This is a genomic window from Thioalkalivibrio sulfidiphilus, from assembly GCF_000377945.1.
GTDB classification, from domain to species: Bacteria; Pseudomonadota; Gammaproteobacteria; order Ectothiorhodospirales; family Ectothiorhodospiraceae; genus Thioalkalivibrio_A; species Thioalkalivibrio_A sulfidiphilus_A.
In genome coordinates, this window is the sequence record NZ_KB898971.1 from 1 (window position 1) to 14,733 (window position 14,733).

At 65.8% G+C, this 14,733-nt stretch carries 9 protein-coding genes and 2 pseudogenes; 4 read left to right on the forward strand and 7 right to left on the reverse strand.

What is annotated here, in order from left to right:
• Both D580_RS16725 and bioF read left to right on the forward strand, forming a co-directional pair.
• Positions 1-293 (forward strand): annotated as a pseudogene (locus tag D580_RS16725) (hypothetical protein); the annotation flags it as partial.
• A complete protein-coding gene (bioF, locus tag D580_RS0114275; RefSeq protein WP_018955038.1) occupies positions 286-1,464 on the forward strand; it encodes an 8-amino-7-oxononanoate synthase in 1,179 nt (392 codons plus the stop codon). The pseudogene D580_RS16725 and the gene bioF, both read left to right, overlap by 8 nt.
• A 20-nt stretch (positions 1,465-1,484) precedes the next feature.
• Here bioF and pgaD read toward each other — a convergent pair whose 3' ends face one another.
• From pgaD to D580_RS15905, 5 genes are all read right to left on the reverse strand, one after another.
• A complete protein-coding gene (gene pgaD / locus D580_RS15725) occupies positions 1,485-2,000 on the reverse strand; it encodes a poly-beta-1,6-N-acetyl-D-glucosamine biosynthesis protein PgaD (RefSeq protein WP_018955039.1) in 516 nt (171 codons plus the stop codon).
• Positions 2,001-2,004: 4 nt separating this feature from the next.
• The gene (gene pgaC / locus D580_RS0114285; RefSeq protein WP_018955040.1) at positions 2,005-3,267 is read right to left on the reverse strand and encodes a poly-beta-1,6-N-acetyl-D-glucosamine synthase; all 1,263 of its coding nucleotides are present in this window, start codon (positions 3,265-3,267) and stop codon (positions 2,005-2,007) included.
• Positions 3,268-3,279: 12 nt separating this feature from the next.
• A complete protein-coding gene (pgaB, locus tag D580_RS0114290; protein WP_018955041.1) occupies positions 3,280-5,334 on the reverse strand; it encodes a poly-beta-1,6-N-acetyl-D-glucosamine N-deacetylase PgaB in 2,055 nt (684 codons plus the stop codon).
• Positions 5,334-7,736: a poly-beta-1,6 N-acetyl-D-glucosamine export porin PgaA gene (pgaA, locus tag D580_RS0114295; RefSeq protein ID WP_231363568.1), complete on the reverse strand. Its 2,403-nt coding sequence runs from the start codon at positions 7,734-7,736 to the stop codon at positions 5,334-5,336. The genes pgaB and pgaA overlap by 1 nt, the downstream gene beginning before the upstream one ends.
• 483 nt (positions 7,737-8,219) lie before the next feature.
• Positions 8,220-10,763, reverse strand: a complete 2,544-nt coding sequence (locus D580_RS15905; protein ID WP_018955044.1) for a putative bifunctional diguanylate cyclase/phosphodiesterase — start codon at positions 10,761-10,763, stop codon at positions 8,220-8,222.
• A gap of 411 nt (positions 10,764-11,174) precedes the next feature.
• Here D580_RS15905 and D580_RS0114305 point away from each other — a divergent pair, with 411 nt between their 5' ends.
• Together D580_RS0114305 and D580_RS0114310 are read left to right on the forward strand one after the other, a co-directional pair.
• A complete protein-coding gene (locus D580_RS0114305) occupies positions 11,175-12,023 on the forward strand; it encodes a hypothetical protein (RefSeq protein WP_018955045.1) in 849 nt (282 codons plus the stop codon).
• On the forward strand, positions 11,986-13,077 hold the full coding sequence (locus D580_RS0114310) for a hypothetical protein (protein ID WP_231363569.1): 1,092 nt from the start codon (positions 11,986-11,988) through the stop codon (positions 13,075-13,077). Before D580_RS0114305 ends, D580_RS0114310 begins: the two co-directional genes overlap by 38 nt.
• Before the next feature lie 123 nt (positions 13,078-13,200).
• Here D580_RS0114310 and D580_RS15735 read toward each other — a convergent pair.
• Both D580_RS15735 and D580_RS0114320 read right to left on the reverse strand, forming a co-directional pair.
• Positions 13,201-13,638, reverse strand: a pseudogene (locus D580_RS15735) (DUF502 domain-containing protein); the annotation flags it as partial.
• A gap of 19 nt (positions 13,639-13,657) precedes the next feature.
• Positions 13,658-14,557 carry a DMT family transporter gene (locus D580_RS0114320; protein ID WP_018955048.1) on the reverse strand — a complete coding sequence of 300 codons (900 nt, stop codon included), beginning with the start codon at positions 14,555-14,557 and terminating at the stop codon, positions 13,658-13,660.
• Positions 14,558-14,733: the final 176 nt, after the last annotated feature.

The following is a 14,733-nucleotide window of genomic DNA, read 5'->3' on the forward strand; positions in this document are numbered from 1 at the left end:
GTGCTCACTTCAGCCGGCTTGACGTAGTGTCGGCTACGCCGGCGCCGTCTTGCGCTCCGCGCGCCCCGTCACAGCGGCATCTCGACGCCCTCGCTACGAACGGTGGTGAGACATGCGGGCTAGGCACCTGGTCCGCCGTGGCCCGTTGCCGGGAGGCCACGGGCCAGGACCCGCTGGCCGATCTTGCCGCAGGCCTCGCCGCCCGCTGGGGTGATCCCGAACAACCGCGCACCGTGCGCTGGCCCCTGAGCCTGCGCGTGACCCGCGCCCCGGGAGCCCCGGCCCATGCGTGACCTGAAGGCGGAACTGGAGCAGCGCCGCGCCAAGGGGCTGTACCGCAGCCGCCGGGTGCTGGAGGGGCGCCAGACCCCGGAACAGGTGGTGGACGGGCGCCAGGTGATCGCCTTCTGTTCCAACGACTACCTGGGGCTCGCCAGTCATCCCAAGGTGATCGCCGCCCTGCGCAAGGGGGCCTCGGAATATGGCGCGGGTGCCGGCGCGGCCCACCTGGTCAATGGCCATACCCGGGCACATCATCAACTGGAAGAAGAGCTTGCGGCATTCGCGAACCGCGAACGCGCGCTGCTGTTCTCCACCGGCTACATGGCCAACCTGGGGGTCGCTCAGGCCCTGCTGGGGCGCAGCGATTACGTGCTGGAGGACCGGCTCAATCACGCCTCACTGATCGATGCGGGCCTGCTCTCCGGGGCCCGCTTCCAGCGCTACCGCCACGCCACCGCCGTGGACCTGGCCCAGCGGCTGGCGGGCCTGGGCCAGACCGGGGAGCGCCTGGTGCTCACCGACGGGGTGTTCAGCATGGACGGCAACCTGGCCCCGCTGCCGGAACTGGCGAGCATCTGCACCGCCCACCAGGCCTGGCTGCTGGTGGACGATGCCCACGGCCTGGGGGTGCTGGGGGAGACCGGGGCCGGCAGCCTGGAGCACTTCGGGCTGAGCCAGCAGCAGGTGCCCATCCTCATGGGCACCCTGGGCAAGGCCTTCGGCACCGCCGGGGCCTTCGTGGCGGGCAGCGAGGCCCTGATCGAGACCCTGATCCAGTCCGCCCGCACCTACGTCTACACCACCGCCATGCCCGCCGCCGTGGCCGAGGCCACCCGGGCGGCACTGCGCATCGTGCAGACCGAGGGCAAGCGCCGGGAGAAACTGAGAGCGCTGGTGGCGCGTTTCCGCACGGGCGCTGAACAGCTGGGTCTGAAACCCCTGGACAGCCAGACCCCCATCCAGCCCCTGGTCATCGGCGATGCGGTGGAGGCACTGCGGCTGAGCGAGCGGCTGCTGGAACAGGGTCTGCTGGTGCCCGCCATCCGCCCGCCCACGGTGCCCGAGGGCACCGCTCGCCTGCGGGTGACCCTGAGCGCCGCCCACACGGAGACACAGGTGGATCGGCTGCTGGAGGCGCTGGATCGATCGATGCGGGGGAGTGAAGACGTCGGCAGCCGCTGATCCGGTGCGTTAGCACCGAGTCATGACCCAGTGCGTTCTGCCAATGTCACTTCGGTATCGGGTTTTCCCGTGGAGTCGCGCGTGTGCCCGGTCTGCACCTTGACGATGCGCGCGTCGTCGTCGAAGTGAACGGTCACGACGGGCTCCCTGGCGATCATCCGGGCATCATCGCGCGCAATACCGAAATGCCTGGCGAGCTCCTCGGTCCCGACAGCCGCGGCCGCGTGCCGGCGTTGCTTGCCGTGATAGCGCAACCAGTTATAGCCCGCCCACCCGATGAAGATCACGGCCGCCGAGATGATGATGATCGCGTAGGTCTGGATCGCACGTAAGGTCCCCATGGGGTCATCCAGGATGTGCCGCTGGAACAGCTCAAAGCCCAGGAACCAGCCAATCAGCGCAATGAGGGGCGTGAACAGATAGGTCCAGATCGCCCACCCCAGCAGATTGATGAATCGGCCGAGATAGCGTCTCCCTTTGGGCTCAAGATCCGCGCGTTCGATGATCCTGGGCAGGCGTGGTCGGGTGTGTTTCATGTGCTTAAGTTTCCGGGGGCCGAAGTCCACGATCCGGGCTGACCCACCGGGCGCGCTTGCCGGAACGTTTGATGAGTGCGATGGGCACGGCCGCGACAGTGGTCGCCATGGACAATAACCAGAAGGCCAGCGGATACCAGATCACCCAGAAATAATTGCGGAAGAACCGGTGATCAGATTCATAGCGGCGGTCGATCATCAGACTGACAAGGAACTGCATGAGCGCAGTTAGGCCGAGGATGACGCCCGCCCATTGCGGAATGAGCCCAGGACGGACCCATCCTTCCGGCAGATCGATGATGAGCCCCGTCAAGGCCAACAGGATGACGGCAAACATCACGTACGCCCAGAGGACACTGGTCAGGTACTCGAGCGCGACCCCCCACAAGCGGCGCTTGCGCCAGTGGAGCAGGCTGGTGCCATGACGCATCACCGTCTCCACGCCGCCCTGTGCCCAGCGCAGGCGCTGGCGCCACAGACCTTTGAAGGTCTCCGGCATGTAGATGTAGCAAAGCGCGTTGGGTTCGTAGCGGATATCCCAATGATCCAGCTGCAGACGCCAGGAGATGTCGATGTCCTCGGTGACCATATCGCTGCTCCAGTAGCCGATACGGTCGAGTGCGGTACGACGGAATCCCGCGATCACGCCGGACACCGTGAAGATGCGTCCATAGATGCGCTGGGCGCGTTTGATCAACCCGATGATGGCCGAGAACTCCCCGACCTGAAGCTTGCCCAGCAGGGTGCTGCGATTGAGGATTCTCGGGTTGCCGGTGACGGCGCCCACCCGGGGGCCGGAAGTGAGGTGATACATCATCCAGGCCACGGCATTGGGATGCAGCAGGGCATCGCCATCGATGCAGATCAGAAAATCGTGTTTGGCAGCCAGCGCGCCTGTGCGCAGGGCAACAGCCTTGCCCTGGTTGCTGGCCAGGTGCACGACGCGCAGGCGGGGGTACTCGCGGGTCAGCTGTTCGAGGATCTCGGCGCTCCTGTCCGTGCTCCCGTCATTGACGGCAATGACCTCGAAGTCCGGGTAATCGCTCGCATGCGCGTAGTGGATGGTGTCGCGGATCACCTCGGCTTCGTTGAAACAGGGGATGATGATGCTGCACGGTGTCGAGAGGCCGGTGTCCGGCAGGTGGTCGGGATCCCTCTTGTTGCGGCGTTCCCAGTGGAAGTAAAACACGATACCGCCGATCATCCAGACCCAGGCCATGATCAGCGGATAGAAAAAGACAAAGTGCATCAGGGTGTTGAGTATCATGCGGATAACACCCTATCGCCGGTGCGGGAAGGCATTGAGGGAAATGCCCTCGAAGGTGGGACCGAATTCCGGCTGGTCGCGAAGAAAATCGTCCGGGTAATAGCCAAAATTCATGACGCCACGGCGTACCAGTTGTTCCATCCAGTCGCGCAGAAGCGTGGCCTCCAACCAGCGCCCTTCGCCACGCCAGTCGCGTGCCTGCAATTCGAAGACAACCTCGTCGAAGCCACCGACCTGCTGTTCCACCGCATCCGCGAGTTGGGCGAGCCAGACCTCTGGCGCGAGATCGGTGCCGTCCAGCCAGGGCATGGCCATGATGGCAACCTCGTCATAGGCGTCAACGAAGGCGGGCAGGGACTGGGCAAAACGGGCTTCGGCCTCGGGATCCAGAATGACACGGGCGTAGAGGTTACGCGCAGTACGAAAATCGTCCGGGTCGTTGACGAAATAGCGCAAACGTTCGATCACTACGGCACCGAAGTCGATCAGGGCCTGGGTTTTCTCGTGTGCGGCGAGCGCGCAATGGGGCAGGGATCGGTCGGTTCCCGGCCAGCGCGCCTCCTCAAGACATGCGGCCAAGTCTTCGTCTTCCGCTAGGTATGCATCGTCATGGATGAGGATGCCGGCAATGCCGCTCGCCGCCCTGCCCAGATCGGCATAGATCTCGCCCACGATCTCGACTGACCGGGGAAGAAAAGGACTCAGGCGGCGATAGTCGCGATCGGAAGGCACCGGGTTGCCATCGGGTCCCGGTCGTTGCACCGACAGCTCGGCATGAAGGTCCGTGTCGGGCAGGTCGAATGCGAGCAGCGGCATCCAGGCGTACACGCGCACCCCGGCACGGGTGCGCAACTGCCAGGCGACTCGATTGAACAGGTCGGCACGCACCGGCAAATGACGGTTTGGGAAATACAGCGCATCCGCGTTGCCATCGCCGTTCGGATCCGCAAAGGCCTGCAGGTAGACCGTGCGCACCTGCATCCGCTGGATACGGTCAAGGAGCATACCGAGATTGCGGTTGGTCTGCTCCGGATCGGGATCGTAGACATAATCCAGATCGACATGGATCACCCGCTCGGGTTGGGGGGCCCAGCGGCGGGTTTCTGACGCCGGACGCACCCGGCGAGCGATCTCGATCGGCCGGGGATCGCCTGTGATCAGCAACCGTGCGATACGCCGCTCAGCGGGATCATTGATGGGCGTGGCGCCCAGCGTAATGGACCAAGGCATGCCCGCCTGTGACGCGAGCGCATCCACCTCCGCGCTGTGAGCGCCGTAGGGCCAGACGATGGCCCGCGGCGCGATGCCCACCATTGCCTCCAAGGAGGCACTGCTGGTCTTAAGGTCCTGGAGGATCCGCTGACGGAATGCCGCGTGATCCTCGTAACGGAGCTTGTCGGGGTCATACTGGCGCGTGATGGCCGCCGGCTGCATATTCCCTTGCGGGTTTGCCAGGATGCCCCGATGCAGGTCGTGACTGTGGCTGGCGAACTCCACCAGCCCCGATGCCTGCATTTCGCGCAGCTCCGACAAGGACAGAAAGCCCTCCGCCCCGAGCGGCGCCTCGTTGTACTCGACCGTCCCGGGCGGGAGCGGGTCCAGCGCCGCGCCGTCAACGGCCGCAGCCGCGAAGGTCTCGGGGTTGTAGGTGACATCCTGGCCTGCCCAGACCGTCTCCAGCCAGCCGGTCTGCAGCGCGACCAGCGCGGGATAGCCATAGGCCTGCAGCAACGGGAACACGTGGCTGTAGACGCTCGCAAGACCGTCATCGAAGGTCAGCAGGACCGCGTTCCCGGGTAAGGGCTGCCTGCCTTCGTGCGCATCGACGATCTGCTGGAATGAAACGGGTTGCCAGCCGTGTCGTTGCATCCAGTCAAACCATTCCGCCAGTCGCCGCGTGCTGACGGCATACGGATCCGGATCGCGCCCGGGCACCAGGTCGTCACGCACGTCGTGATAGGACAGCGCGAGGAAGTGCCCCTCCGGGATGGTGAAGGTTTGCTGTGCAACTACAGGGCCGTGACCGACGCCCAGGAGCACCATCAGGATCATGAGCAGGCGTCGCATCAGAAGATCCCTCGCAGGCGCACAAGTCCGAACAGACGCTTTTCCCGGTCGCCATCGTAGGTGGTGGAGCCCCAGCCCACGCCGTAATCGAAGCCCCAGCGACGATCGAGACTCCAGCGATGCTCGTAGCGCAATGCAATGGCCGGATCGCTGCCGAACCCGGACTGGTAGCCGGCCCCTGCCGCCGCATGGAAGTGCTGGGTCAAGGAGCGGTCATAGTGGCGCCAGGTGATCCACTGGTGATCCACCCGGATGGACAGGCTGGCGGATTGCTCCGGGTTGAAATAGGGTCCGCCCGGCTGGCTGTTGTTCTGGAAATAGACGTCGGCGCCCAGATCGGTGGCATGGTGGGCGTTGGCGAACACCCGGCGGGTCACCCCGGTGCCCAGCGAAGTGCGGCGATTGCCGTCATTGATCGAGAGCAGGCCCGCCCTGGCGTAGGCCGACAGCGATTCGTGGGCACGCCAGTCCACGGAGGTCGAGACAGACCAGCCTTCCAGGCCCGCATCGATTGCCCGCAAGGGTGTTTCCATAGAGACACTGTCGGCTTCGATGCCGAAACGCCAGTGGTCATTGAGCCACTGGGACCACCCGGCCGCGACACCGGGGTTGGTGTCGTTCGTCAAATCACGATCGATACGTACCCAGGCCTGCTTGCGTCGGGCAGCCCACTCGACGCCTGCGCCGATGCGTTCATGACGTGCCTGCGTCTCATCGAATGTCGCTGTGGAGTCACGATGCTCCAGGAAGACCCGGTGCGCATGTGCGGACCAGGGTGAATTCAGCCGTGTACGCCACATCCGGTCGCGATCGCCGCTGACCAGGCCGCCGCCACCCGAGGTTCGGCCAAAAATCAGCTCGCTCTCGATGGAGGGGCGGTCACGGTCCTCGAGTTCTGCGGACAGACGCTGCACATCCCGGCTTAGCGGGTAGTCGGCACTGAGAGCGTCGACCTCCTGCCGCCAGGTATCGTGCTCGCCCAGGTCGCGGGCGTTTTCCGCCCGATTCAGCCGTGTATCCCGCGCATCGGGCGCCCAGCGTTCGGCGATCTCGGTGATCTCGCGCGCGCGGGCCGGCCAGCCCCGCCAGCGGGCGATGCGTGCCTGGGTGTTGCGCAGCCCCGCGTGCGCCGGTGCCTGACGCACCAATTCGCCACTGCGCACCCAGGCCAGGCCAAGATCCTGCCGGTAGGCTGCGTCGTAGGCGTTAAGGTGATCGACATCGACCCGTTCCCAGTTGGGGATCGGATCCCGATCCGGACCAACACTCAGCCACACGGGGGTGTGGCGATGGGCTTCGTCGAGGATATCCGCCGCTGCCGCATAATCCTCGAGTGCGATATGCGTGTAATAGAGATCCAGCAGCAGCGAGGCCTCCGGCGGCTCATCCTCCGGTATCAGGGACTGGTACAGGGGCAGGGCCGCTTGCGGTTGTTGTTCGGCCAGATAGGCATCCGCTGCTGCCCGGCGCACAAAGGGAGGGGCTGCTGTCGGCTCCGGCAATGCCTCGAACGCCTCGATGGCATCGGCCATTCGCTCGAGTTCGCGCAGTAATGCAACCCGGTCGAGGCGAACCCGAAGATGTTGAGGGTGCGCTTCAGGGATGCGCGAAAGAAAATCGTCCACCCTCTGCAGGGCCTGATCCAGCGCCTGGTTTCGCTCACGGTGGCGGCCCAGGGCCTCCATTTCGGCGCGGATGTCGAGCGCCTGCCGGATGTCCGTTGCGATCACGTCAGCCTCGGTTCGATGGCGTGTGTCATCCTCGAACAGATTCGGCCGCTCCTGCATCGCGGCAAACGCCCGGTTGCTGGCCCCCAGCATCCACAGGGCCATGGCCTGCTCCTGAAAGGCCAGGGCATGCTGTGGATCGCGGCTACGCGCCCGATTGGCCAGCGCAAGTGCCTCGTGCGGTACACCCGACTGGCGCAGGGCATAGGCCATCAGGGCCAGTTCCTGGGCCGATTCGGGTGATGGGTGGATGTCCGCAATGGCCTGGCGTGCTGACCGGGTGTCACCGGCCTCGGCGCTGGTGATGGCAAACAGGATCTGCGCGGAGGTGCCCAGCCGCTTCCTGGATTCGCGCAGGACATTCGCCGCCGCCGCGAACTCGCCCTGGTCACGCAGGGCGGCAGCCCAGCTCATGTGGGCATAGTCCGGTACGGATTCGGGGTCGAGACCCGCCGTTCGTACAACGATCCCGGCATTGTCTCCGGCCAGGCGCAGCACGACGATCAGGTCTGCCTGCAAAAGAGGCTGGTTCGGGAACTGGCTATCCAGCGTCCGCAGTCGATCTGCGGCCTCGTCAATGCGCCCCTCCCTGGCGAGTTCAACGGCCGATTCCCGCTGCTGGTCAAGGCTGTTGGCAAACCCGGGAGCAGACAGGGCCCACGGCAGCACAATCACGCAAGTCATCCTCGCGAATTCCGCGATGATGCGATGGCGCTTTCGCCCCCGGCGATGTTTCCCTGCTGTATTCATCAGTCCAGATGCCCAAGGACGTTCACATGCGATGACGACGCCGTGCGGGTGATGCAGGCCTCGGGATTGGCTGTCGGGTTGCAGGGCATATCTCACCGATACGATGGGGGATTCCCTCTGTCTCAGCGCATAGAACAATAAAGCTATATTTCACATGCACTTACTAAGCGCGAGGGGACGAGGTCTCCGGTGAGAAAGTGTACCCCGTCACAGATTGAATTTCATGTCATTGACGGCTCGCGTCTTTTATGAATGTGGCTGGCGGGTGGATAAACCCGGGCGGCGGGGGTGATGCGGCGGAGTAGGGTTGGGAAGTGTGTGGTATCAATCGGCCTGTGCGGCCGTGAAGTGGCGGTGATCGGGCATTCCTGGTCGCCGGCTTTCGTGATACCTGGTGCGCTGCCCAGGTCAGAGACTGGCCGCCGTCGACGGCCTTTCAAACTTGCGGGATTTAACCCAGTCCTGCAGTTCCTCGGCGGGCAGCGGCTTGCTCATGTGATAGCCCTGCGCGGCATCACAGCCGTGATCCCTGAGGAAACTCCAGGTGTGGCGGGTTTCCACACCCTCCGCCACTACCTCCAGGCCCAGGCTGTGGCCGAGGCTCAGGGTGGCCTGGACGATGGCCTGATCGCTCTTGTCCCGATCCAGTCCCATGACGAAGGACTTGTCGATCTTGAGCACGTCCACGGGCAGGGACTTGAGATAGGACAGGGAGGAGAAGCCGGTGCCGAAGTCGTCCACCGCCAGGCGGATGCCCAGGTTGTCCAGTTCCCTCAGGGCCGTCTGTGCCCGGCGCGGGTTGGCCATCATGGCGGTCTCGGTGACCTCCAGGGTCAGGCACTCGCCCGGGATGCCGTGCTGCTGCAGGGCCTCATTCACGCGACGGGTCAGGTCGGCGTCGTGCAGGTTGTGCATGGACAGGTTGATGGAGATGTTCAGGGTCAGGCCCTGTTGGCGCCAGCGGGCGGCCTGGGTCAGCGCCTTGTCGATGACGCCGTAGGTGAGCGGGCCGATGAGCCCGGTCTGTTCGGCCAGTTCGATCACCAGCTCGGGCGCCACCTGGCCGTGCTCAGGGTGGCTCCAGCGCAACAGGGCCTCCGCGGACACCAGTTCGCCGGTGGCCAGGGACAGCACGGGCTGATAGTGGAGCGTCAGCTCGCCCTGCTCCACCGCCTGGCGCAGGTCGGTCATCAGGGCCAGGCGTGCGATGGTGTACTGGTCCTCGGCCGGGTCGTAGAGCGCCACGCCACGCTGCCCGCGCTTGGCCATGTACATGGCCACGTCGGCATGCTGCATCAGGGTCTGGGGCTGGGTGCCGTGGTCGGGATAGATCGCCGCGCCGATGCTGGCCGCCACGTAGATCTCCATGCCGTTGAGCTGCACCGGGTGTTTGAAGACATCCTGCAGCTTCCCGGCGGCCTGGATGACGTCCTCTCGGCCGGCGCCCGGCAGCAGCACGGCGAACTCGTCGCCGCCCAGACGTGCCACGGTGTCGGTCTCCCGCAGGGCGGTCTGCAGGCGGTTGCCCACCTCCACCAGCAGGGCGTCGCCCACCTGGTGCCCGAGGGTGTCGTTGACCTCCTTGAAGCGGTCCAGGTCGATCATGAGCAGGCCCAGCTGGCCGCCCTGGCGGTGGGCCAGGCGCATATCGTGCTCGATGCGCTCCAGCAGCAGGGTGCGGTTGGGCAGGGTGGTGAGGGAATCGTGCAGGGCGCGGTATTCCAGTTCCGCCTCGCGCAGCCGCACCTGGCGGTGCATCTCGCCGAAGGCCTCCACCAGGTCCCGGGTCTCGACGGTCCGGGAGAACGGCATGGGTACGCCGGATTTGCCCATGGCCTCCGCCTTGAGCGCCCGGGTGACCGCGGCGATGGGGCGCAGCACCAGCCTATCGGTGGTGGTCAGCAGCAGGATCACGAACAGGATGGTGAGTCCCGCCACCAGCCACAGGCTGAAGGCAAGCCGCGAGGAGGCCGCGGCGATCGCCTGCACGTCGGCGCTCATGGCCGTGGCCAGGGCACGTTCCAGGCGCAGCAATTGCGCGTTGATGGCATCGACACTGGGTGCGACCTGCTCGCGCATGACGATGGCATCGGTGCGCCAGCGATCGGTGGCATGCAGCTCCGCGACGTATTCGAAACCGCCGTACCACTGCTCCACGCCGCGACGCAGGTCCTCCATGGCTGCGGTGATCTCGAAGCCGAGCCGGCCTTCTGCCGCCAGCAGCTCGAGGACCTGGAACTGTTCCAGGAAGGCGGCATGGAGGGTGCGAATGCCCTGTTCCTGGACGGGCATGGTCGCCAGTTCGAAGGACCCCAGGCGGTTGGCCATGTAGAGCCGGAAGTTGGACAGCATGTGCATCCACAGGCGCCGCGCGCGCACCAGGGCGTCGTAGGCGTGGGGGTCCTCCACCAGGGTGTTCTCCTGCTCCATGGTGTAGAAGATGATGCCCAGGGCGTTATCGGCCACGTCACGCGAGGGACCCATGATGGCCGGGCCCGCCGCCATGGAGGGATAGAGCCGGGGCGGATCGAGCCGAATGTCGATCAGCTCGTCGATCTCGCCGTGCAGCTGCTGCAGGCGGCTGGAGATGGCCTCCACGGGCTCGTGCTGGCCATGATGGGGAATCCAGTCGGATTCCCGCAACAGCGTGGCGTGGTGCAAGGTATCGGCCAGGGCGCGATGGATGTCTTCCTGGTAGTTGCCCATCTCGGCCTCGATGAGGAACAGGTCCAGGGACTTGTAGGTCTCTACCAGCCCTGCCCGGACGCCGTTGATGGAACTCGCCAGGCTGTCCCGCAGCTCCAGGTCCTGTGCGGCGGAGCGCTGGGTCCTGCTCAGGTCCAGATAGGCCAGGGTGGAGCTGATGAGTACCAGGGCCACGAGAAACAGCGCGAACAGGGTGTAGCGTGCACGCAGGCTGTGCAGACGCGGCTTGAGGTCAGAGACTGGCATGGTGTGGGTTGTGCTCCCGGGGGTGGAGGGCGCCGTCGTCGCGGCCTGCCTGGTCCCATGTCCCTGTCCGCTTGCGCTGGATTCTTGTTATTTGCTCCTCGGAATCTTATAGCAGGCTTCAAGGCGCAGCAGAAATACAATTTTTCGTGTCTATTACAACTACGCGACAGATGGTTGGATTATGGTATTGGGCTGTCGCTGGGTCGAAAACAGCCGGGCGATCCAGGGTGTCGATCAGGCTTAAGTTGGCAAATCGGGCCACCCTGGGCGTAATCGCTGCTGACCATAATGAAATACCAGTTATACGGCGGACGCCGAGAACCGCACCTCATGCGGACCCCGGACCCCGGACCCTGGCATCGACGGCGGGACTCGCATACCGTGATCGGAACTCACTTGTGGGAGTCAGGGATGTCCGAATCTCCATCCTCCGGCGGCTGGCTGGTCCGCCTGGTCAGCCAGCGCGAACTGCGCCTGATGCTCGGGCTGCTGGCCCTGATCACCCTGCTGCTGATCCTGGAGCGGGCCCTGCCGGGCATGGCCGACGGCGCCGTACTGCTCAGTGCCGCAGTCCTGTGGCTGCCCGTGCTGGCCCTGCTGTTCTGGCGCCGACGCATGGCCCGCCGTGCCTGGCTGCGGGTGCACCTGCGGCCCGGGAGTCCCTGGACGCGGCGCCTGCGCGGCGGCCTGCTGATGCTGATCACGCAGGCCCTGCTGGCCGCGATCCTGGCCCTGGCCTTGCTGGTGTCCCTGGCCCGGGGGATCCCTCCCTTGACCTGGATCGTGCTGGTGCTGTGCGTGCCGCTCTGGGCCTTGGCCTGGCGCGGCCTCCAGACGTATCTGGATCGGCATGCCAGCGAGGAGTTCCTGCCCGTGACCGCGGCGCGAATCCTGGTCTGGAGTGCCGCTGCCCTGTTGCTGCTGGGGCTGGCCACCTGGGGGCTGTGGCGGCCGCTCCCGGATCTGGGCGAGCTGACCTTGTTCGAGGCGGTGCGGCATTTCGCCGCCAGCCAGGAGGCGGAAAGCCCCCTGCTGCGTTTTCTGCTGACCCTGACCACCGCCCTGGACGGGGCGCATCACTGGCTGGCCCAGCACTGGTTCGAGGGTCTGCCGGGTGTGGGGCTGCGTCTTGTCGCCTGGATGGTGGTGCTGGTCCAGGAATGGCTGTTCGTGTGGCCCTGCCTGCTGCTGTGGGAGGCCGTCTCTCATGTAGTCTATGGACATGCAGCCCGTCCCGAGTCCGGCCCCGGCGTCGCCTGACGCCAACCGTTTCCCCCTCCCCTACCTGCTGGCGGTGCTCGCCGCCATGGCCGCCCTGCTGTGGACGCTCACCGCCGAGGATCCCTGGGGCTGGCTGATGCCCCGATACGTGGAGGTGGAGATCCAGGCGCAGGTCTACCGGGTCCCGGAGCGCGAGCTCGAACGTCTGTCCCGCACCCGGCCCGCGTGGCTCGACCAGGCCGAAGCCGAGGCCCTGGAACGCCTGTCCCTGGGCGTGAGCCGGGAGCTGGACCTGCTGTTCGAGCGGGTGCACAGGCGTGTGCCCGAGTTCGCTGACTGGTACTACTCGGTACCCGGCGTGACCCTGCGCCTGCTGGCCGCCGTGCCCAATCCCTTCTGGAGCGCCAGAGGCGACTTCATGACCGAGGTGGTCACAGAGCGGCTGTTTCCCGAGCCCGCCTGGCGTGAGGAACTGGCGGCCCTGGACCGGGCGGTGGCCGCCTTGCACAGCCGCGAGCTGGCCACCCTGGAGGCCGGCTGGCTTGCCTGGCTCGCCCGGGAGCTTGCCCCCTACCGCCAGGATGGGCCCGCGGCAGCAGGCGAGCCCATCGATGTGCAGCAGCGTCTGCGGGACCACGTGGCCGGGCTGCTGGAAGCGGATCGTATTGGTGTGCAGATGACGGCGGGTGCCGGCGCCGGCGCCCTGCTCGCCCGGGCGGCGATCACCCGGGTGAATGCCGCCGCTGCCAGCGCCCGGGCCGCCGCCCGCCTGGCAGGCCGGGGCACGGCCGGGGCCAGCACCGCCGCCTGCGGCTTCACCGGCCCGCTGGCCATCGGCTGCGGCGTGGTGGTGTTCGTGGGCGGCATCCTGGGCACCGAGTGGGCACTCCTGAAGGCCGACGAGGCGCTGAACCGCGACGACCTGGAGCGGGCGCTGCACGCCAGCGTGGACGCCCTGCGCGAGACCATGGAGGCGGAATATGCGCGGCCGTTCCTTGCCCTGTTCGAGTCCGACGTGAACATCCTGGCCGAGGGTGTGCAGGCCAGCCTGCGTCCCGTGGATCGTTTGCGGGGTGCCGGCGCGCCGCGCTGAATGTACTGCGCAGATCCATGCTGTTCCCCGTAGGTCGGCCTTCAGGCCGACAACGCAGCTTCGGCGGGCACCGGCCGTCGGCCTGAAGGCCGACCTACGAACAACACTTGCGTGCATGGATGTTCAGGAGGTGGTGCCGTTGTCCTTGCGCGCCGAGACGCCGGCGGTCAGCGCAAAGCGCATGGCGTCCTCCAGGGACAGGTCCAGGGGTTCGATCCGCGAGCGCGGCAGCATCAGGGTGTAGCCGCCGATCATGTAGCTCATGGGCAGGTAGACGGCGATGGTCTGCTCATCGCCCAGGTTGGCCGGCAGTCCGGCGAAGTCCTCCCGGGTGACGAAACCCACCAGCTTGAAGTCGGTGCCCGGCAGGGTGATCAGCACCGCCTGGCCGAACTGCTCCTTGATGTCCCCGGACATCAGCCGAGTGATGTCGCGCACCATGCCGTAGATGGCCTTCACCACCGGGATGCGCTGCATCTGCCGCTCCATCCAGTCGAACAGGCCGCGTACCACGTAGGCCCGAAGCAGCACACCTACCACCAGCACCAGCCCGATGCTAGCCCATTTGCAGGCGCGCGACTCAGCCGGGTTTCACAGCTCCGCGGGATGAAAGCGCCAGTCCCGTGGCGATCAAGGCCGCGCCAGCCAGGTGGTAGGGCTCGATACCCTCACCCAGAAAGATGATCGACAGCACCGCGCCGAACAGGGGGTTGAGGTGCAGGAACACCCCGGCCCGGGAAGGGCCCAGGCGGGCGACGCCGTAATTCCAGCAGAAGTAGGCGATCACCGAGGCGAACACGCCGATGTAGAGCAGGCCGGCCACCACCGGGCCGGTGAACGCCACCGGTTCGCCGCCGGGCAGGGTGGCAAGATACACCGGCGTCATCACCAGCATGGCCACGATTACCGTGCCGGTGATCAGCGGCGTCTGGTTCAGTTCGGCAGGCTTGGTCTTGAGCACCACGGAATAGGCGGACCAGAGGCCCACTGCCAGCAGCATCCACAGGTCGCCGATGTTGAATTCCAGCCCCAGCAGGCGTTCCAGCTCGCCGTGGGTGACCAGCACCACCACGCCCACGAGCGAGATCCCCATGGCCAGCACCTGCACCCGGGAGATGCGGTCGCCGTAGCGTAGCCAGCTACCCACCAGGATCATCACCGGTGAGACGGACAGGAACAGCAGGGCGTTGACCGCCGTGGTGGTCTGCAGGGCCGTGTAGACGAACACGTGAAAGCCCACGATGCCGGTGAGCGCCAGAAACACCACCAGGCGCCACTGACTGAGGATCAGGGCCCAGTCCCGGCGCAGTGCCATCGCGCCGAAGGGCAGAAGGATCGCCAGCGCGATGGTCCAGCGCCAGAAATTCATGTCGATGGCTGGTACCGCGTCGCGCAGGGCGCGGCCCACGATGAAGTTACCCGCCCAGAACAGGGAGGCCAGGGACAGCGCCAGGGTGGGAGGGAAGCGGAAACCCTGCAAGGCTAATGTCTCGTCAGCGGTGGCGTGGTGGCCGAGGGCCAGGGCGATTCGAACGCCTAGGAGCCTGTCGGACTTAGGTGCCCGTAGCGAGCCGAGTGGGAGAGTGAGGCCATTTTTTCGATCGTTTGAGGAGAATAGCCGTCGCTATTTGACGAAAAGGATCGGAAAAATGGACC